The following is a 20055-nucleotide window of genomic DNA, read 5'->3' as shown; positions in this document are numbered from 1 at the left end:
CGTCCCCACCGCAGGGCGTTCACCCCGCCCGGAGGCGGCGGCGGACCTCGGCGGCGTGCGCGTAGTCGGCCTCGGTGTCCGCGCCGGTCGGGCTGAGCAGCAGCCTGCGCACCCCGGCGGCGGCGAAGGCGGCGGCCTGCTCGGTGGTCGCGTCCGGGCCGTCCTGGCTGAGCGGCGCCACCAGCGCGACCGCGGGAACCTCCCGCCCGAGCTCGGCGGCGAGCTCGCGCAGCTCCGCGATCCCCCGCTCGAGCGCGCCGAGCTCGGGCCGCAGACTCAGCCATTCGGCCCCGAACCGCACCGCACGGCGCCGCGCGGCCCGCACCTCCCCGGCCACCACCAGCGGCGGCATCGGCGCGGCGGGCGCCAGCGCGATCGGCTCGCCGTAGGCGGTGACCGGCCTGCCCTCGATCAGGTCGGGCAGCAGCGCGAGCGCCGCGTCGGTGCGCGCCGCCCGCTCCCCCGCTGGCACCCCGACCGCCCGCCACGAGCCGTCGCCGTGCGCGGTGTTCCCGGTGCCGACGCCGAGGAGCAGCCGATTCCCCGAAACCTGCTGCAGCGCCGCGACCTGCTTGGCCACCACCACCGGTGGCCGCAGCGCCAGGATCAGCACGCCCCAGCCGAGCCGCACCCGCTCGGTGACCGCGGCCGCGGCCGCCAGCGCGACGGCGCCGTCCAGGATCGGCGCCCGCGCCACCAGCTGGTCGGTGGCCCACACCGCGTCCAGGCCGAGCCGGTCGGCGGTGCGCGCCGCGGCGACCACGTCGCCGATGATCGGCCGCTCCGGGTCCGGCGTCGAGGTCGGCAGGAAAACCCCGATCTCGGGGGCGTTCTGTGTGCTCATGGCCTCGACGGTAAGCCGGGTGGGAGAGTGTTCCCATGCCGTCGACGCTCGATTTCCTGTCTGGAACGCTCACCTTCACCGAGCCGTCCGGCCTCGACCCGGTCTCCGGGCTGATCGCGGCGGCGCGCACCGGCCGCCCCGCCGCCGGGCTCTTCGTCCGGCACGCCCCGTGGGGCAGGCGCTACCCGGTGGTGCCCGGCGCGGGGTTCCACGTCGTCGTCGACGGCTCCTGCGTCCTCGCGGCCGCGCACACCGACCCGATCCCGCTGCGCACCGGCGACGTGCTCTTCCTGCCCCGCGGCGCCGACCACGACCTCGCCGACGCCGCGGACTCGCCGATCACCGAAACCGCGCACCCGGGCGAGCCACGGATCGTCACGGGTCCGGGCGACCGCTGCATCCTGCTCTGCGGCGCCTACGAACTCGACCGCGGCCGGACCCACCCGCTGCTCGCGGGGATCCCCGAGTTCGTCCACCTGCCCGCCACCCCGGAGCGGCACCGCGCCCTGAACGCCACGGTCGAGCTGCTGCTCGCCGAGATCACCGAGCGCAGGCCGGGCGCCGACGCCGCGATCCCCGCGCTGCTCGACACCATGCTGCTGCACATCCTGCGCGCCTGGCTCGCCGAGCAGGCCGCGGCCGGACGCCCCGCGGGCTGGGCCGCCGCCTTCGCCGACCCCGTCGTCTCGGCCGCGCTGCACGCCATCCACGCCGCCCCCGCGCGGCCGTGGACCGTGACCGCGCTCGGTGCCTGCGCCGGGGTCTCCAGGGCGACCATGGCCAGGCGCTTCACCGCCACCGTCGGGGAGCCGCCGCTGGCCTACGTCGCCCGCTGGCGGTTGCTCACCGCGGCCGGGATGCTGCGCGAATCGGACGCCACGCTCACCGCGGTCGCCCGCGCGGTCGGCTACACCTCCGAGTTCGCCTTCGCCAAGGCGTTCAAGCGCGCGTACGGCACCGCGCCCGGCCGCTACCGCAGGCGAGGGATCGATTTCGCCGGTCAGGGCCCGGTCGGGTAGCCTTGCCGGGTTGCTGACGCAACGACCCTCCTGCCACGGAACGTCCGTGGCCGATTCGAGTCCACAGGAGGTGAATGGTCCGTGCGTCAATATGAAGTGATGGTCATCCTCGATCCGAGCCTGGATGAGCGCACCGTCGGCCCGTCGCTGGAAAATCTGCTCAGCGTCGTCCGCACCGAAGGCGGCAAGATCGACAAGGTCGATATCTGGGGCCGCCGTCGTCTCGCCTACGAGATCAGCAAGCAGGCCGAGGGCATCTACGCCATCGTCGACCTGACCGCCGAGCCCTCGACCGTGAGCGAGCTCGACCGCCAGCTGGGGCTGAACGAGACGGTGCTGCGCACCAAGGTGCTGCGCCACGGCAAGAAGTAATCGCGTCGCTGCCCCCTCGGAAAACGTCGGTGCCTGTCTCTAGGCTCTAGCGCAACCGAGCGAGCAATCGCTGATCCCCCCTCTCCAGGAGGAACCACAATGGCAGGCGACACGGTCATCACCGTCATCGGAAACCTGACGGCCGACCCCGAACTCCGATTCACGCCCGCGGGCCAGGCGGTGGCGAACTTCACCGTCGCCTCCACCCCCCGCGTGTTCGATCGCAATTCGAACGAGTGGAAAGACGGCGAGGCGCTCTTCCTGCGCTGCAACATCTGGCGGGAAGCGGCGGAGAATGTCGCCGAGAGCCTGACCAGGGGTGCCAGGGTGATCGTCAGCGGGCGGCTCAAGCAGCGCTCCTACGAGACCCGCGAGGGTGAGAAGCGCACCGTCGTCGAGCTCGAGGTCGACGAGGTCGGCCCGTCCCTGCGGTACGCGACGGCCAAGGTCAACAAGACCAGCCGCGGCGGTGGCGGCGGCGGCGGTTTCGGCGGCGGCTCCGGTGGTGGCGGCGGATACAACAACGCGAACAGCGGGGGCGGCAGCAGCAACCGCGGCAGCGGCGGCGGCAACAACAGCGCCGACGACGACCCGTGGGGCAGCGCGCCCGCGGCAGGCTCCTCCTTCGGGGGCGGCGGCCGCATGGATGACGAACCGCCGTTCTGAGGAACGGCTTCCCGGCCCGAGCGGACTCGGGCCACATGAAAACGGAGTAGAAGACGATGCCGAAAGCGCCCGCGCGCGAAAAGGTGCTGAAGAAGAAGGCGTGCCAGTTCTGCAAGGACAGCAAGACCGGCACCGTCAATATCGACTACAAGGACACGACGCTGCTGCGCAAGTACGTCAGTGATCGCGGCAAGATCCGCGCGCGCCGGGTGACCGGCAACTGCGTCCAGCACCAGCGGGATGTCGCGGTCGCCGTCAAGAACTCGCGTGAGGTGGCGCTGCTGCCTTACGTGTCCACCGCTCGCTGAGAAGGAGGCACGCAGATGAAGTTGATTCTTACCGCTGACGTGGACAACCTCGGTGCCCCCGGCGACACCGTTGAGGTCAAGGACGGTTACGGCCGCAACTACCTGCTGCCGCGCGGCCTGGCGATCGTCGCCAGCCGCGGTGCGCAGAAGCAGGTCGAGGGCATCCGCCGGGCGCAGGACGCCCGCCGGGTGCGCGACCTCGATCACGCCAACGAGCTGAAGCAGGCCCTGGAGGGGCTGACCGGGGTCTCCCTGTCGGTCAAGACCGCGGGCACCGGCAAGCTCTTCGGCTCGGTCACCCAGTCCGACGTGGCCTCGGCCATCAAGACCGCGGGTGGCCCGGTGATCGACAAGCGCAGCATCGAGCTGCCGAAGTCGCACATCAAGAGCACCGGCAAGCACGGCATCGTGGTGCACCTGCACCCCGACGTGGCCGCCAAGCTCGATGTCGAGGTCGTCGCCGCGAGCTGATTCGCGCTTCTCGGCCAGGCCGTTCCCGGAGTTGTTTCGGGGACGGCCTGGCTGTGCGTGCGGTTCGGTTATTCCACCGCGAGTGTCGGCGCGAATCCCGCCACACTGTGCGATTGCGCCGAATTAGCCTCGCCGTCGGTGTTACCGCGCGGAACCTTCCCGGCCGATTCACCTGCACACATTCCCCAGTGCGGGATCGCCCTGTGGATTACCGCTGAAACCGACCGGCTTTCCTGTGACTCAGGTCATGTTTTCCACATGTGCCGTTCACCCAACACGCCCGGCTGTTCATCTGCACCGACACGCCGCAGTGAATTCAATCCACACCTGTGCGAGCCCGTAAACCGCCGTTTATCTGGGCACTTTCCTGCTGCCACCTGCGTTTTCCCCAAGTTATCCACAGGGGGTGCACATCCAAGAGTTAACAGTCCCCATGTTATCCACAGGTTTATCCCCACGGCGGCTTGGCGCAGGCCGGAGCGGTCGCCTAGGTTCGTCGCCGAGGCCGTTCCCGACGGCCGGGACGGCGCTGTCACGGCGGTAACTGGCACCCGGTTCCCGCGGTGCGGCGCCCGGCGCGCCGAGCCGCGACCTGTCGTACCCACGCGGTACAACCGAGGCAGACGCGGACCAGTACAGGTAGGTTCACGGGCCGCGCTCGTGCGGAGGAAGGACGGTCGAGTCGGATGGCAGTCGTCGACGACCGCGGACACTCCGAGTACCCACCGGAGGCGCCCGGCGAGGATTTCGGCAGGCAGCCGCCGCACGACATGGCGGCCGAGCAGTCGGTGCTCGGCGGCATGCTGCTCAGCAAGGACGCCATCGCCGACGTCGTCGAGGTGATCCGCCCCGGCGACTTCTACCGCCCCGCGCACCAGGCCATCTACGACGCCGTGCTCGACCTCTACGGCCGCGGCGAGCCCGCCGACCCGGTCACCGTCAGCGCCGCGCTCGACCGCCGCGGCGAGCTCAAGCGCATCGGCGGCCCGCCCTACCTGGTCACCCTCACCCAGACCGTGCCGACCGCCGCCAACGCCGGCTACTACGCCGAGATCGTCGCCGAGAAGGCCGTGCTGCGCCGCCTCGTCGAGGCGGGCACCAGGATCGTCCAGTACGGCTACGCGGGCGCCGACGGCCAGGACGTCGCCGAGGTCGTCGACCGCGCCCAGGCCGAGGTCTACGAGGTCACCGAGCGCCGCACCACCGAGGACTTCCTCCCGCTCGAGGAGCTGCTGCAGCCCACGATGGACGAGATCGACTCCATCGCCAGCCGCGGCGGCATCTCGCTCGGCGTCCCCACCGGGTTCTCCGAGCTCGACGAGGTGACCAACGGGCTGCACCCGGGTCAGATGATCATCGTCGCCGCCCGCCCCGGCGTGGGCAAGGCGCTCGCCCTCGACACCCCCCTGCCCACACCCACCGGCTGGACCACCATGGGCGAGGTGCAGCCGGGTGACCTCCTGCTCGACGCCGACGGCAGGCCTACCCGGGTGGTCGCCGCGACCGAGGTGCTGCACGGCAGGCCCTGCTACGAGGTCGAGTTCTCCGACGGCACCGTGCTGGTCGCCGATGAACAGCACCAGTGGCTCACCGACACCCGCGCCTCCCGGCGCTCCCCCCGCACCGCCGCCGCGGTCCGCACCACCGCCGAGATCGCCGCCACCCTCCGCGTCGACCACTCCGTCCGTACCGCCCGCCCCCTCGACCTCCCCCCCGCCGACCTGCCCGTGCCGCCCTACACGCTCGGCGCATGGCTCGGTTTCGGAAGCGCCGCCCTGCCCAGCACCGACCCGGAGATCGCAGTTCGGATCGAAGGCGAAAATTCCGCGGCCGGGCAGGCCCCACTGCGGACGCTAGGCGTGCCGGGTGACAGCCACGTCCCACCGCGCTACCTGCGCGCGTCCAAGGCACAGCGGCGCGCCCTGCTGAGCGGGCTGCTGGACACCGGCGGCACGGTGACCGCCGACGGCTCGGTGCAGTTCGGCGCGGCCAGTGCGCGGCTCACCGCCGACGTCGCTGAACTCCTCGCGAGCTTGGGCTACCAGGTCCGCTCGGGCACCGACCGGAGCATCACCTTCGCCACCGACGACGAGGTATTCGGCCTGCATCGGAAGGCGCTGCTGCACAAGCAGCGCCGGGCGGGCGCGAGCACCGCGCGCTCCGACCACCGCTACATCGTGGCCGTCCGCCCGATCCCGAGCGTCCCGGTGCGCTGCGTGGAGGTCGACAACGCCGCGCACCTGTACCTGGCGGGCCGCGCGATGGTGCCGACGCACAACTCGACTCTCGGCATGGATTTCATGCGCAGCTGCTCGATCAAGAACGGGCTGGCGAGCGTGATCTTCTCGCTGGAGATGAGCCGCACCGAGATCGTGATGCGGCTGCTCTCCGCCGAGGCGAAGATCAAGCTGGGCGATATGCGCTCCGGGCGGATGAGCGACGACGACTGGACCAAGCTGGCGCGGCGGATGAGCGAGATCAGCGAGGCGCCGCTCTTCGTGGACGACTCGCCGAACCTCACCATGATGGAGATCAGGGCCAAGGCGCGGCGGCTCAAGCAGCGGCACGACCTCAAGCTCGTCGTGGTCGACTACCTGCAGCTCATGACCTCGGGCAAGAAGGTCGAGTCCAGGCAGCAGGAGGTCTCCGACTTCTCCCGGAATCTCAAGCTGCTCGCCAAGGAACTCGAGGTTCCCGTGGTCGCGATCAGCCAGCTGAACCGTGGTCCGGAGCAGCGCACCGACAAGCGCCCCATGGTGTCCGACCTGCGCGAATCCGGATGCCTGCCTGCTTCGGCCCGGGTGCTGCGGGCGGATACCGGCGCGGAGAGCACGCTGGGCGAGCTGCTCGAGTCCGGGGAGCAGCCGCTGGTCTGGTCGCTGGACGAGCGGATGCGCATGGTGGCGCGGCCGATGGTGAAGGTCTTCCCCAGCGGGCGCAAGGAGGTCTTCCGGCTGCGGCTGGCCTCGGGCCGCGAGGTCGAGGCGACCGGCAACCACCCGTTCCTCACGGTCGACGGGTGGATCCCGCTGGACCGGCTCGCCGTCGGTGACCGGCTGGCCACCCCGCGCCGCGTCCCGGAACCCGCGCACGCCCGGCGCATGCCGGAAGCCGAGATCGTCATGCTGGCGCACATGATCGGAGACGGTTCGTGCGTGCGTCGCCAGCCGGTGCGGTACGCGAGCATCGACGAGGAGAATCTGGCCGCGGTGACGACGGCGGCGGAGCACTTCGGCGTGACCGCCGTGCGGGACGAGTACCCGGCCGCGCGCGTCACCACGCTGCGCCTGCCCGCGCCGCACCGCCTCACGCACGGCAAGCGGAATCCGATCGCGGCCTGGCTGGACGGTCTCGGCCTGTTCGGGTTGCGCAGCTACGAGAAGTTCGTCCCGGAGCCGGTCTTCGCGCTGCCGACCGAGCAGGTCGCGCTGTTCCTGCGGCACCTGTGGGCAACCGACGGGTCGGTGCGCTGGGACGCCAAGGGCAACCAGGCCCGCGTCTACTACGCCTCGACCAGCAGGCGGCTCGTCGACGACATCGCGCAGCTGCTGCTCCGGCTCGGCGTGCACGGCCGGATCAAGCAGGTGCGCAAGCCCGGCTACCGACCGTGCTGGCATCTGTCCGTCGACGGCTCGGAGAACCAGACGATCTTCCTGCGGGACGTCGGGGTGCACGGCGCCCGCGGGGTCGCCGCCGAGCAGGCGCTCGTCCACCTGGCACCGCTCACCGCGAACACCAATGTCGACACGGTGCCGAAGGAGGTGTGGTCCAAGGTCCGCACCCTGCTCGCCACCAGGGAGATGACCCACCGCCAGTTCTCGGCCGCGATGAACTCCCGGTTCTGCGGCTCGACCATGTGGAAGCACTCGCCCAGCCGGTCCAGGCTCGCCCGCGTCGCGCACGTGCTGCAGGACGCCGACATCGAGATGCTGGCGACCAACGACGTGTTCTGGGATCGCATCGTCGAGATCACCAGCCTGGGCGAACAAGACGTCTTCGACGGCACGGTGCCCGGCACGCACAACTTCGTGGCGAACGGCGTCGCGCTGCACAACTCGCTGGAACAGGACGCCGACATGGTCATCCTGCTGCACCGCCCCGACGCCTTCGAGCGCGACGACCCGCGCGGCGGCGAGGCCGACCTCATCCTCGGCAAGCACCGCAACGGCCCGACCGCGACCATCACGGTGGCGCACCAGCTGCACCTGAGCCGGTTCGTGGATATGGCGCGCGGCTGACCGACCTGCTCGGCCCGCCACGGTCTCCTCCGAAGAAATATCGGCAGCGATGTCGAGAAGGTGCGATCGGCTCCGTCCCAGGGGTACACGAACCGAACGAAGGAGCACGAGATGGCCAAGTACCTGCTGCTGAAGCACTACCGCGGCGCACCGGCGGCGGTGAACGACGTGCCGATGGACCGGTGGACGCCGGAGGAGATCACGGCGCACGTGCGGTACATGGAGGAGTTCGCGGGCAGGCTGGAGCGCAATGGCGAGTACGTGGATTCGCAGTCGCTGGCCGCGGAGGGCACCTGGGTGCGGTCGGACGGGGCGGGGCGGCCGCCGGTCACCGACGGGCCGTTCGCGGAGACCAAGGACCTGATCGCGGGCTGGATGATCATCGACGTCGACTCGTACGAGCGGGCGCTGGAGTTGGCGGGCGAGCTCTCCGCGGCGCCGGGCAAGGACGGCATTCCGGTGCAGGAGTGGCTGGAGATCCGGCCGCTGATGACCGCGCACGGACCGACGACCGAGTGAACGAGCTGCGCGAGCTGATCCCCGGTGTGCTGGCCGCGCTGGTGCACCGGGGGGCGGATTTCGCGACGGCCGAGGACGCGGTGCAGGAGGCGCTGATCCGCGCGGTCGAGACCTGGCCGGAGAAGCCGCCGAAAGACCCGAAGGGCTGGCTGATCACCACGGCGTGGCGCTGCTTCCTCGACCTCGCCCGCTCGGACACCGCGCGCCGCAACCGCGAGGCCGCGGTGTTCGACGAGCCTCCGCCGGAGCCCGCTGCCGGCACCGACGAGACGCTGCGGCTCTACTTCCTCTGCGCGCACCCGAAGCTGACGCCGGCGTCGGCGGTGGCGCTGACGCTGCGCGCGGTCGGCGGCCTCACCACGGCGCAGATCGCCAGGGCCTACCTGGTGCCGGAGGCGACCATGGCGCAGCGGATCAGCCGCGCCAAGCGCACGGTGAGCGGGGTCAGGCTGGACAGCCCCGGCGATCTCGGGACCGTGCTGCGGGTGCTGTACCTGGTGTTCAACGAGGGGTACAGCGGCGATGTCGACCTGGCCGCGGAGGCGATCCGGTTGGCCAGGCAGCTCGCCGCGGTCAGCGACGAGCCGGAGGTAGCGGGGTTGCTGGCGCTGTTCCTGCTGCACCACGCCCGCCGCGAGGCCCGCACCGGCGCGGACGGCAGCCTGGTTCCGCTGGCCGAGCAGGACCGCACCCGGTGGCGGCGCGACCTCATCGCCGAGGGGGTCGAGATCCTGCAGGCGGCACTGGCCAGGGACGAGCTCGGCGAGTTCCAGGCGCAGGCCGCGATCGCGGCGCTGCACGCCGACGCGCTGACCGCCGCGGAGACCGACTGGGTGCAGATCGTGGAGTGGTACGACGAGCTGCTCCGGTGCACCGACAGCCCGGTGGTGCGGCTCAACCGCGCCGTCGCGGTCGGGCAGGCGGACGGGCCGCGCGCCGGGCTGGCGGCGCTCGCCGAGCTGGACCCCGGCCTCCCCCGCTACACCGCCTCCGCCGCCTACCTGCACGAACAGGCGGGCGAGATCGAGACGGCGGTGCGGCTCTACATCGAGGCCGCGGGCACGGCGCACATCGTGGCCGAGCGCGACCACCTCACCCGCCGGGCGGCCGAGCTGCGCCGCGGGCGCACCTGAGGCGAACCGCCGGACTGGCCAACTGAAACGTGTTACATTTCCGCTCCAGCCGGTTCACCGTCGAGCCGGCACGGCGCTGCGGGAGGCCGGGATGGAGTCCGTACGGACGAGCAGGGCTCGATCGTTCGCGGTGGTGACCGGGGCGTATGTACTCGCCGTCGCGGTGGCGGCGGCCTGGCTGGTCGCCGGGCCGGAGACCGGGCAGCTCTGGCTGGACACCTTCATCGCGGATGTCCTGGCCACGCTGGTGATCTTCGCCTTCAGCCGCGGCTTCGGGAATTCCAGCTTCTACGACCCGTACTGGTCGGTCATCCCGCCGCTGCTGCTGCTCTACTGGTGGCTGGAGACGCCGGGCGCCGACACCGTGCGGTGCGCGCTGATCGCGCTGGTGGTGGTCGTCTGGGCGGTCCGGCTGACGGTGAACTGGGCGCTCTCCTTCCCCGGCCTGCACCACGAGGACTGGCGCTACCCGCTGCTGCGGGGGCGGGCCGGGCGCGGCGAGTTCTTCGCCGACCTCTTCCCCATCCACTTGATTCCCACGGTGATCGTCTTCGCCGGGATGCTGCCGGTGTACGTGGCGGTCACCCGCACCGGCGACGACCTGGCCTGGCTGACCGGCGTGGCGGTGGTGGTCGGGCTGGCGGCGGTGTGGTTGGAGCTGGCCGCGGACGGGCAGCTGCGGCGGTTCGCGCGGGACCGGCAGCCGGGGCAGGTCATGGATCGCGGGCTGTGGAGGTGGTCGCGGCATCCGAACTACTTCGGCGAGTTCGGGTTCTGGGTGGCGATGGCGCTGTTCGGGATCGCGGCGGCGCCGGGCGAGTTCTGGTGGCTGTGGATCGGAGCCGGGGCGATGCTGGCCATGTTCCTCGGTGCGAGCATTCCGATGATGGAGGAGCGCAGCCTGGAGCGGAGGCCGGAGTACGGCGCTGTGCTCGAACAGGTGCCGCGGTTCGTGCCGCGCCCGCCGCGGCGGGGGTAGCGGTGGGCGGAGCGCGCGGCGCGCTGCCCCACCGGCGACCCGGCACCGGGCGCCGCCGGGTCGTGATCGCGGGGCTGGGGGACAGCGGCGTGCTCACGGCGATCCGGCTGGCCCGGCACTTCGAGGTGGTCGGCATCTCCGCTGCTCCCGGGCTGGTGAGCGGGCAGGAACTGGGCTTTCGGCTGACCCGCCCGCAGGAGTGGGCGCGGGACTACTGGATTCCGTTCGACCGGTTCCGCGGACTGGACCGGGTCCGCACCGTGCACGGCACGCTGACCGGCGCCGACCTCGACGCGAGGACCGTCACGGTCCAGAACGCCGCCGGGGCGGAACACGTCGAGCCCTTCGACACCCTGGTGATCAGCACCGGCGTGCGCAACGGCTTCTGGCGCGTCCCCGACCTGCGCTCGGAAGCCGAGGTCGCGCGGTCGATCCGGGACGGCCACGAACTCCTGCGGGCGGCAGCCGCGATCGCGGTGATCGGCGGCGGCGCGGCCGCGGTCGGCAGCGCCGCCAACCTGGCCCGCACCTGGCCGGAGAAGCGGATCGCGCTCTACTTCCCGCGCGACCGCGCCCTCACCGCACACCACCCGCGCATCTGGGATCGGCTGCGGCGCACCCTCACCGAGCTCGGGGTGGAGCTGCACCCTGGCCACCGCGCGGCCGAACCGGCCGACGCCATCACCACCGGACCCGTGCGCTGGCGGACCGGCCAACCGGACACCGCCGCGGACGCCGTGCTCTGGACCGTCGGCCGCACCACCCCGAACACCGGCTGGCTCCCCGCCGCGCTCCTCGACGAGCACGGCTTCGTCCGCACCACACCGGAGCTGCGCGTCCCCGGCCACCACGGGGTCTTCGCCATCGGCGATGTCGCCGCCACCGACCCGCTGCGCAGCACCGCGCGCAACCGCGCCGACGGGCTACTGGCCCGCAACATCCGCGCCGAGGCGGCGGGCCGGGAGCTGCGCCGCTACCGGCCGCCGCGGCGCCGCTGGGGTTCGGTGCTCGGCCCGCAACCGGACGGCCTCGACGTCTTCGCCCCGAACGGGCGGCCGTTCCACTTCCCCGGGTGGTCGCTGGACCGGGTGCTGCGGCCGTTGATCATCCGATGGGGTATCTATCGCGGGGTCCGCGCCAACGCGCCGCTGGACTGACCCCGGAGGAAACCTGTGCCAGACAACGCCGTCGCCGCCGCCTACGACGCGGTGGCCGAGCTCTACACCGACGTCACCCGCGACCAGGTCGCCACCGACCGGTACGGCCGCGCCCTGTTCACCGCCTTCGCCGAGCAGGTGCGCGGCCCGGTGCTGGACGCGGGCTGCGGCCCCGGCCGGATCACCGCGCACCTGCGCGACCTCGGCCTCGACATCTCGGGGCTCGACCTGTCCGAACGATTGATCGAAACCGCCCGGTCCGAGTACCCCGGCATCCGCTTCGACGTCGGCGACCTGACCGCGCTGCCGCACGCGGACGGCACGCTCGGCGGCATCGTCTCCTGGTACTCGTTCATCCACATCGAGCCGACCCGGCTGCCCGCGGTGTTCGCCGAGTTCGCCCGCGCGCTCGCACCGGGCGGGAAGCTGCTGCTCGGCTGCTTCGCGGAGGAGCCGGGCGCGCAGCCGACCCCGTTCGACCACCGGGTGATCCGGGCGTACCGCTGGGCGCCGGACCGGCTGGCCGCGCTGCTCAGCGCGGCCGGGTTGACGGCGACCGCCTGGCTGGTCCGCGAGCCGTACCCGAAGGAGCGGTTCCGGGGGGTGATCCTGCTGGCCGAGCGCGCCGAACCCGACGTGTCCGCGCGGGCCGCGCGGGTATCCGAACCGAGCACGTGATATCCACCACAGTGGGCGCACGGACCGTGCACACCACCACTGTTCGAAGGGCCGACGCATGGAACTGATCGCACCGATCGACGCCGTTTTCCTGCTGGCCGAATCCCGCGAGCAACCCATGCACGTCGGGTCGGTGCAGATCTTCGAGCCGCCGGAGGGCGTCGGGCGGGAGTTCGCGCAGACCATCCACGCGCACCTGCTCGACTGCGACGACGTGCAGCCGCGCTTCCGCAAACGTCCGGCCACCATCTTCGGCGCGCCGCGCGCGGCCTGGACCTACGACGACCGGGCGGACCTGAGCTACCACGTCCGCCGGGTCGGGCTACCGACGCCGGGCGGCCGGGCGGAGCTGCTCGACCTGGTCTCCGGGCTGCACGGCGCGCTGCTGGACCGGCACCACCCGCTCTGGGAGTTCCACCTGATCGAGGGGCTGGCCGACGGCCGCTTCGCCATGTACTCGAAGATGCACCACGCCCTGATCGACGGGGTGACGGCGCAGCGGCTGCTGCAGCGCACCCTCGCGCTCGACCCGACCGAGCCGGGAAACGTGCCGTGGAACGTCCCGCGGCGGACGAAGGACGGCGAGGCCAAGGGCGGCGGCGTCTTCGGCGCCGCGCGCGAACTGGTCTCCATGGCGGCGGGGCCGACGCTGGCGCGGCTGGTCGGCAAGACGGTGCTGAAGCAGCAGGTGGCGATGCCCTTCGACGCCCCGCGCACGATGTTCAACGTGCCGATCGCCGGGGCGCGGCGGATCGCGGCCCGGTCCTGGCCGCTGGAGCGGCTGCAGCAGGTGCGCAAGGCGACCGGGGCCACCATGAACGACGTGGTGCTCGCCATGTCGGCGGGCGCGGTGCGCTCCTACCTGCTCGACCACGACGCGCTGCCGGACAAGCCGTTGATCGCCATGGTGCCGATGTCGCTGCGCTCGCCGGGCGAACCCGACTCCGACGGCGTGAAGGTCGGCGCCATGCTCTGCAACCTCGGCACCGACCGGACCGACCCGGTGGCGCGGCTGCAGGTGATCTCGGAGTCCATGCGGGCCAGCAAGGCGGCCTACGATTCGCTCTCGGCGATCCAGGCCATGGCGGTCTCGGCGCTCATGCTCAGCCCGCTGGCGGTGACGCTGGTGCCCGGCCTGATTCCGTGGACCAGCCCGCCGTTCAATCTGGTGATCTCGAACGTGCCCGGCACCAGGAAGCCGCTGTACTGGAACGGCGCCCGGCTGGACGCCGCCTACCCGCTCTCCATCCCGTTCGACGGCCAGGCCATGAACATCACGCTGGCGGGCACCGGCGACAACCTGGACTTCGGGCTGGTCGCCTGCCGCCGCACGGTGCCGGACCTGGAGCGCATGCTCGACCACCTGGAGACCGCGCTGAAAGAGCTGGAGCACGCCACCGCCTGAGCATCCCTGTACGGCAAAACTAGAACGTGTTACATTCGATTCGGGAGCCCCGAACGTGCCTGTGCGCGCGGCGGGGCAGCCGACAATTTGCAACCCGTTTCATGAGTGCTACAGGGAGACGAGCAGGCCATGCGCACCGAGATCTGTGATCGGCTGGGAATCGAGTTCCCGATCTTCGCCTTCACGCACTGCCGCGATGTCGCCGCCGCGGTGAGCAATGCCGGTGGCCTCGGTGTGCTCGGCGCGGTCGGCTTCACCGCCGAGCAGCTCGAGGTCGAGCTGGCCTGGCTGGACGAGCACGTCAACGGCGTCTACGGCGTCGACCTGGTGATCCCGTCCAAGTACGAGGGCAAGGGCATCGAGGGGCTGAGCCCCGAGGAGCTGGAGGCCCAGCTGGCGCAGATGGTCCCGCAGGGCCACCGCGACTTCGCGGAGAAGCTGCTCGCCGACCACGGCGTCCCGGCGCTGCCCGAGGGCGAGCAGCACGCGCAGCTGCTCGGCTGGACCGCGACCACCGCGGGCCCGCAGGTCGAGGTGATCCTCAAGCACCCCAAGGCCAAGCTGGTCGCGAACGCGCTCGGCACCCCGCCCGCGGACGTGATCGAGCAGGTGCAGAGCTCGGGCAGGCTGATCGGCGCGCTCTGCGGCTCGGTCAAGCACGCGCTGAACCACAAGAACGCCGGGCTGGACTTCGTGGTCTGCCAGGGCACCGAGGGCGGCGGGCACTGCGGCGAGGTCTCCTCGCTGGTGCTCTGGCCGCAGGTGATCGACGCCGTCGGCGACCTGCCGGTGCTGGCCGCGGGCGGTATCGGCAACGGCCGCCAGGTGGCCGCGGCCATGGCGATGGGCGCCGCGGGCGCGTGGACCGGCTCGATCTGGCTGACGGTCGAGGAGGCCAACGTGCCGCCCGCGCAGATGCAGAGCTACCTCGAGGCCACCAGCCACGACACCGTGCGCTCCCGCGCCTGGACCGGCAAGCCCGCCCGCATGCTGAAGAACGACTGGACCGAGGCGTGGGAGAGCGCCGACACCCCGGACCCGCTGCCCATGCCGCTGCAGATGATGGTGGCGCTGGACGGCGTGAAGCGCGGGCACCGCTACCCGGAGGCGGCCAAGGACGTGAACTTCAACCCGGTGGGCCAGGTCGTCGGGCAGCTCAACAAGATCGAGCGCTCTGCCGACGCGGTGAACCGGCTGATCCAGGAGTACGTCGAGGCCTGCGACCGGCTCACCAAGCTGAACGGCTGAGCGTCAGGCGGTAGCGGCGCGGGGAGCCTGCTGCTCGGCGGGGCCGAGCAGCAGCTCCTCGAACCGGGTGACCACCTTGTCGTGGTACATCCCGAAGAGGTCCTCGAAGAGCGCGAGCTGGGCCTCGGAGGGCTCCGAGCCGGAATCCCAGACCGCGAGCAGCGCCCGCCAGACCAGCACGTGCAGGTCGGCGGCGCCCGCGAAGTAGGCCTGCACGGCGAGCGGCACCTCGAGCACCATCTCGCCGATCGAGTTCAGGACGGCGCGCTGCATGGTGGAGCCGAGCGCGGAGAGCAGGCTGCGCACCAGCCCGACCTCAAGCGCGAGGATCCGGTGGTGGTCCGGCTCGTCCTGCCTGGCCAGCGATTCCAGCTCGTCGACGGTGGCCTTGAGCTCGGCCGGGTCCAGCCGGTCGGCGCAGCCGGTGTAGGCGAGCAGCGCGTCCATCACGATGCCGCGCTGCACCTCGACGATGTCGTGGAACATCTCGACGGCGACCTCGGGCATCGGCACGGAGAAGCGGAAGAGGTGCCGGTAGACGTCGATCCCGCCCGCTTCGCGCACGTCGCGGATGGTGAAGCCCTTGCCGCGGCGGGCCTCGACGAAGCCGTAGGACTCCAGCCTGCCGAGGGTGAGCTGGGCGGTTGCCCGATTCATGGAGAACTCCTCGGCCACCTGCCGCACCGAGGGCATGAGTTCGCCAGGGCGGTATTCCCCCGCTGCCACCCGCCGCGCCAGTTCGTCGGCGACATCGGCGACAACCGTTTGGGAACCCATTTCTTCGACAACCTCTCATCTGTGGCGCGTGTCACGTCCCAGACAGTCTAAGGCCTGCGAGGTTCGTTCGCACGTGTGCGAAACTGAGCATCGCACAATGTGAGGTGACTCATGACCGAACGCGGGGGCACGAGCACTTCCGGCACCGATGCCGGTGGTGAGCCGGTCCGCCGAATCCGCCGAAACGCGGAGCAGGCGGCGGTTTTCGGCCGCGCCGCGAACCGCGGTGCGGGGCGGTTGCCGGTGCGCTCGGCGGTGCGCGGGGCGCGGATCGCCGCGCTGCCGGTCGCCTACGCGGGCAGGCAGGCGGCGGGGTTGGGCCGCAAGGCGATCGGGCGCCCGGCCGACGAGGTCGACCGCGACATCCGGCTGCGCACCGCGCAGCACATCTTCGAGGTGCTCGGCGAGCTCAAGGGCTGCGCCGCGAAACTCGGCCAGCTGCTGGCCATCTACGAGCTGGCGCTGCCGCCGGAGATCGCCGAGCCGTACCGGATCGCGCTCTCCCGGCTGCAGGACTCCGGCCCGGTCATGCTGCCGACGGTGGTGCGCGCGGCGATGGCCGAGAGCCTCGGCCCCGAGTGGCGCTCGCACTTCCTGGAATTCGACGACCGCAGGGCCTGCGCGGCCTCGATCGGGCAGGTGCACCGCGGGGTCTGGCAGGACGGCACCCCGGTCGCGGTGAAGCTCATGTACCCGGGCGGGCGGGCCGCGGTCGCCGCCGACCTCAAGCAGGTGCGCAGGCTCAGCACGGTGGCGAAGGTCTTCCTGCCGAGCGCCGACGTGCTCGGGGTGACCGAGGCGATCTGCGACTGCGTCGAGCGGGAGCTGGATTTCGCGGCCGAGGCGGAGAGCCAGCGGACCTTCGCCGCGGCCTACGCCGACGACCCGGACTTCCACGTGCCGCGGGTGATCGCGCAGCGCGGCGACGTACTGGTGACCGAATGGCTGGAGGGAACGCCGGTCCCGGCCATCGTCGAGCGCGGCAGCCGCGAGCAGCGCGACCGGGTCGGCATGCTGCTGGTCCGGTTCATGGCCTCGACCTGGCTGCGCAGCGGGCTGCTCTACACCGACCCGCACCCGGGCAACTTCCGGCTGCTGCCGGACGGCAGGCTCGGCGTGCTCGACTTCGGCGCCTGCCTGCCCTGGCCGCCGGAGGGCTTCGACGCGCTGGCCGAGGACTACACCCGCGCGCTCTTCCGCGGCGGCCCGGACGAACTCGGCAGCACCGCGCGCAGACACGGCTTCGCCGAACCGGACCGGCCGATCGACGACGGCGCGCTCTACAAGGTGGTCTCGCCGTGCATGGAGCCGCTGCGCTACGACACCTACCGCCTCAGCAACCCGTGGCTGCGCAAACACGTGCTGCGGGTGACGAACCCGCGGCTCTCCAACATCATGCGGCAGCTGACCATGCCGGTCTCCATGACGCCGTTCGCGCGGGCGGTGCTGACCGCTGTCGGCGCGCTCTGCCAGCTGGAGGCGGAGACCTCGTACCGGGACGAGATCGCCCGCTGGTTCCCGCACCTGGACGCCATCGCCTACGGGACGGCCGAGCCGGGCGAGCCGAGCGGGCTGCTCGGCCCGGTCGACCTGGCGCTCGTGCGAGAACGCAGGCGGCGCGGGCGGCAGCCGCGCTCCTCGGTCGAGCGGACGGGGTGATCGGGCGCATCGTCTGAGACACGATGTCTCAACGCCGGTGTGACCGCCGACACGCATCGCGACCGGCCACGCCGGACGGCCGCATTCCTCGAACCGCCGCTGTGTGCTGGTATGTATCGTGCGCTTCCGACTGCGCAGCTCCACCACAATCGGAAAGTACCCATACGCCATGCGAGTCGACGGGCGGGAAATCCCGGTCACCGGCAGCCTGTTGCCGCCGCTGACCAGGCGGACCAGCGACATCGTTCGCGTCGTGCTGGCCGCGCTCGGCGTCGGGGTGGTCGTGGTCGGGTCGGTGATCACCCGGCCCGAGTGGCTGGCGCTGGAGCGCTCGGTCTCCAACATCATCGGCTTCCTGAATCCGGCGCAGTCCAACCTGGTCTACCTCTGCTACGGCGTCGCCATCCTGATCCTGCCCTTCGTCATCCTGATCGAGCTGGTCTGGAAGCGGCAGTGGAAGCTGATGGCCGGGTACGCGGCGGCCGGGCTGGTGGCCGGGCTGCTGCTCTCCATCACCGGCACCGGGCTCTCGGCGCCGCAGTGGCACCTGCAGGTGCCGGACCGGCTCGACACCTTCCTCTCCCAGTTCCTGGACGACCCGCGCTGGATCGCGGGCGCGGCCGCGGTGCTCACCGTGTCCAGTCCGTGGCTGCCGACCAGGGTGCGCAGGCTGATGTGGTTCCTGTTGCTCGCGTTCGCGCCGATCCACCTGGTGGTGAGCACCGTCGTCCCGGCCCGCGCGATGTTCGGGCTGGCGGTGGGGTGGCTGGTCGGGGCGGTGATCGTGCTGGCGGTCGGGACCCCCGCGCTGGAGGTGCCGCTGGACGCCGCGGTCCGGCTGCTCGCCGGGCGCGGCCGCACGGTCACCGCCTTCACGGTGGTGCGCCCGGCCGGGCCGGGCCCGCTGGTGCTCGCCGCCGCGGTGGACGGCGCCGAGCGTGAGTTGATCGTCGACCTCTACGGCAAGAACCAGCGCAGCCACAGCGCGCTGCGGCAGCTCTGGCGCTGGCTCACCTTCCGCAGCAGCGAGACGCCGTCGCCGTACGGCTCGATGCACCGCGCGGTCGAGCACCGCGGGCTGCTCGCGCTCGCGGTCCGCGACGCCGGGCTGGCCGCGCACGAGCCGATCGCGGTGAGCAGGCTGGCCCGCGGCTGGTCGCTGTACGCGCACTCGGTGCCGCACGGCAGGCCGCTCGCCGAGTCCGACGCGAAGATCCTGCCCGCCGTCTGGGCGGCGCTCTGCTCCCTGCGCGAACACCAGATCGCCCACGGCGACCTGCGGCCGAGCGAGATCCGGGTGCGCGACGGCCAGGTGCTGTTCGGCGGCTTCGCCAGCGCGGAGTACGGCGCCAGCGACACCCAGCTGCAATCCGACATCGCGCAGCTGCTGGTCACCACCACCTCGCTCTTCGGGAAGGCGGCCGCGGTGCGCGCGGCGATCGACGCGCTCGGCGAGCAGGAGGTGCTCGTCGCCTCCCGACGGCTGACCAAGTTCGCGCTTCCGCCCGGCATGCGCCGCTCGGTGCCGGACTGGAGCGACCGGCTCGGCGAGGCCCGCTCCGAGGTGCGCAGGCAGACCGGGCAGGACCGGATCGAGGCGCAGCAGATCACCCGGTTCAGCCGCAACCAGATCATCCAGCTGGTGCTGCTGGTCGGGCTGGTCTACGTCGCCTACCCGTTCATCAGCGCGGTGCCGACCTTCTTCACCCAGCTGCGCACCGCCAACTGGTGGTGGGCGCTGCTCGGGCTCGGCATCTCCTCGCTCACCTACATCGGCGCGGCGGCGGCGCTCTGGGCCTGCGCCTCGCGCGGGATCAGCCTGTGGGGGCTGATCGTCATGCAGATCGCCAACACCTTCGCCGCGACCACCACCCCGGCCAGGGTCGGCGGGCTCGCGCTGAGCGTGCGATACCTGCAGAAGGGCGGGCTCGGCGCGGTGCGCGCCACCGCGGCGGTCGCGCTGCAGCAGGCCGTGCAGGTGCTGACGCACATCAGCCTGCTGCTGGTGTTCAGCGTGGCGGCGGGCACCTCCGCCGACCTCTCGCACTTCGTGCCGGACGCCACCGTGCTCTACCTGATCGCCGGGGTCGGCGTCGGCATCGTCGGCGCCTTCACCTTCGTGCCGAAGCTGCGCGGCTGGTTGAACGATTCGGTGCGGCCGCAGTTGCAGGAGGTGCTGCTGGAGCTGGCGCAGCTGGCCCGCGACCCGAAGCGCTCGGCGATCATCGTGCTCGGCTGCGGGGCGATCACGCTCGGCCAGGCCGGGGCGCTCTGGGCGTCGGTGCAGGCGTTCGGCGGCGGCACCACCTTCATCACGGTCACCATCGTGACGATGATCGGCGGCACGCTGGCCTCGGCGGCGCCGACGCCGGGCGGGGTCGGGGCGGTGGAGGCGGCGCTGATCGGCGGGCTCGCGGCGTTCGGGCTGCCCGCCGAGGTGGCGGTGCCGTCCGTGCTGCTGTACCGGGTGCTGACCTGCTGGTTGCCGGTGTTCTGCGGGTGGCCGGTCATGCGGTGGCTGAGTGCGCAGGACAAGATCTGAGCGCACTGCGCCGGAACGCTCTTGCCTGATTCGGCGGCTG

The 20055-nt window shown here is 71.7% G+C and carries 17 protein-coding genes; 15 read left to right on the top strand and 2 right to left on the bottom strand.

All coding sequences use genetic code 11. From position 1 onward, the window contains the following. Positions 1–19: 19 nt before the first annotated feature. Entirely contained in the window at positions 20–844 is an 825-nt protein-coding gene (locus ACFUUZ_RS21290) for an LLM class flavin-dependent oxidoreductase (RefSeq protein WP_378698768.1), read from the bottom strand. Between the two features lie 35 nt (positions 845–879). Between ACFUUZ_RS21290 and ACFUUZ_RS21285 the strand changes: the two genes are divergently transcribed. The 13 genes from ACFUUZ_RS21285 to ACFUUZ_RS21225 all read left to right on the top strand — a co-directional run bounded on the left by ACFUUZ_RS21285 (position 880) and on the right by ACFUUZ_RS21225 (position 15037). Then, on the top strand, positions 880–1863 hold the full coding sequence (locus tag ACFUUZ_RS21285; protein WP_378698766.1) for an AraC family transcriptional regulator: 984 nt from the start codon (positions 880–882) through the stop codon (positions 1861–1863). Between the two features lie 81 nt (positions 1864–1944). Then, the gene (gene rpsF / locus ACFUUZ_RS21280; RefSeq protein WP_378698764.1) at positions 1945–2235 is read left to right on the top strand and encodes a 30S ribosomal protein S6; all 291 of its coding nucleotides are present in this window, start codon (positions 1945–1947) and stop codon (positions 2233–2235) included. Between the two features lie 99 nt (positions 2236–2334). Further along, complete coding sequence (locus ACFUUZ_RS21275; RefSeq protein WP_378698762.1) at positions 2335–2901, top strand: single-stranded DNA-binding protein; 567 nt, start codon at positions 2335–2337, stop codon at positions 2899–2901. 56 nt (positions 2902–2957) lie between these two features. Continuing rightward, positions 2958–3209 (top strand): 30S ribosomal protein S18, encoded by a 252-nt coding sequence (rpsR, locus tag ACFUUZ_RS21270; protein ID WP_378698760.1) that lies wholly within the window; start codon positions 2958–2960, stop codon positions 3207–3209. Positions 3210–3224: 15 nt separating this feature from the next. Continuing rightward, positions 3225–3680: a 50S ribosomal protein L9 gene (gene rplI, locus ACFUUZ_RS21265; protein WP_378698758.1), complete on the top strand. Its 456-nt coding sequence runs from the start codon at positions 3225–3227 to the stop codon at positions 3678–3680. A gap of 686 nt (positions 3681–4366) precedes the next feature. Then, positions 4367–7918: a replicative DNA helicase gene (locus ACFUUZ_RS21260; RefSeq protein WP_378698756.1), complete on the top strand. Its 3552-nt coding sequence runs from the start codon at positions 4367–4369 to the stop codon at positions 7916–7918. 111 nt (positions 7919–8029) lie between these two features. Continuing rightward, on the top strand, positions 8030–8437 hold the full coding sequence (locus tag ACFUUZ_RS21255) for a YciI family protein (protein ID WP_378698754.1): 408 nt from the start codon (positions 8030–8032) through the stop codon (positions 8435–8437). Then, positions 8386–9570 (top strand): RNA polymerase sigma factor, encoded by a 1185-nt coding sequence (locus tag ACFUUZ_RS21250; protein WP_378698752.1) that lies wholly within the window; start codon positions 8386–8388, stop codon positions 9568–9570. The genes ACFUUZ_RS21255 and ACFUUZ_RS21250 overlap by 52 nt, the downstream gene beginning before the upstream one ends. 91 nt (positions 9571–9661) lie before the next feature. After that, on the top strand, positions 9662–10549 hold the full coding sequence (locus tag ACFUUZ_RS21245; protein WP_378698750.1) for a DUF1295 domain-containing protein: 888 nt from the start codon (positions 9662–9664) through the stop codon (positions 10547–10549). A gap of 2 nt (positions 10550–10551) precedes the next feature. Next, on the top strand, positions 10552–11706 hold the full coding sequence (locus ACFUUZ_RS21240) for an FAD-dependent oxidoreductase (protein WP_378698748.1): 1155 nt from the start codon (positions 10552–10554) through the stop codon (positions 11704–11706). 15 nt (positions 11707–11721) lie between these two features. After that, positions 11722–12384 carry a class I SAM-dependent methyltransferase gene (locus ACFUUZ_RS21235; protein WP_378698746.1) on the top strand — a complete coding sequence of 221 codons (663 nt, stop codon included), beginning with the start codon at positions 11722–11724 and terminating at the stop codon, positions 12382–12384. A 58-nt stretch (positions 12385–12442) separates the two neighbouring features. After that, on the top strand, positions 12443–13789 hold the full coding sequence (locus ACFUUZ_RS21230; protein ID WP_378698744.1) for a wax ester/triacylglycerol synthase family O-acyltransferase: 1347 nt from the start codon (positions 12443–12445) through the stop codon (positions 13787–13789). Between the two features lie 129 nt (positions 13790–13918). Continuing rightward, positions 13919–15037, top strand: a complete 1119-nt coding sequence (locus ACFUUZ_RS21225; protein ID WP_378698742.1) for a nitronate monooxygenase — start codon at positions 13919–13921, stop codon at positions 15035–15037. A gap of 3 nt (positions 15038–15040) precedes the next feature. Here ACFUUZ_RS21225 and ACFUUZ_RS21220 read toward each other — a convergent pair whose 3' ends face one another. Beyond that, complete coding sequence (locus ACFUUZ_RS21220) at positions 15041–15814, bottom strand: GntR family transcriptional regulator (protein WP_378698740.1); 774 nt, start codon at positions 15812–15814, stop codon at positions 15041–15043. 111 nt (positions 15815–15925) lie between these two features. Between ACFUUZ_RS21220 and ACFUUZ_RS21215 the strand changes: the two genes are divergently transcribed. Together ACFUUZ_RS21215 and ACFUUZ_RS21210 are read left to right on the top strand one after the other, a co-directional pair. Beyond that, entirely contained in the window at positions 15926–17473 is a 1548-nt protein-coding gene (locus ACFUUZ_RS21215; protein WP_378698738.1) for an ABC1 kinase family protein, read from the top strand. Between the two features lie 169 nt (positions 17474–17642). After that, a complete protein-coding gene (locus tag ACFUUZ_RS21210) occupies positions 17643–20015 on the top strand; it encodes a lysylphosphatidylglycerol synthase domain-containing protein (RefSeq protein WP_378698736.1) in 2373 nt (790 codons plus the stop codon). Positions 20016–20055 lie beyond the last annotated feature (40 nt).

It is taken from the genome of Nocardia sp. NPDC057353 (genome assembly GCF_042667085.1).
In the GTDB taxonomy this organism is placed as follows: Bacteria; Actinomycetota; Actinomycetes; order Mycobacteriales; family Mycobacteriaceae; genus Nocardia.
The sequence above is the reverse complement of the archived record's forward strand: the minus strand, read 5'-3'. Positions and strand labels throughout refer to the sequence as shown.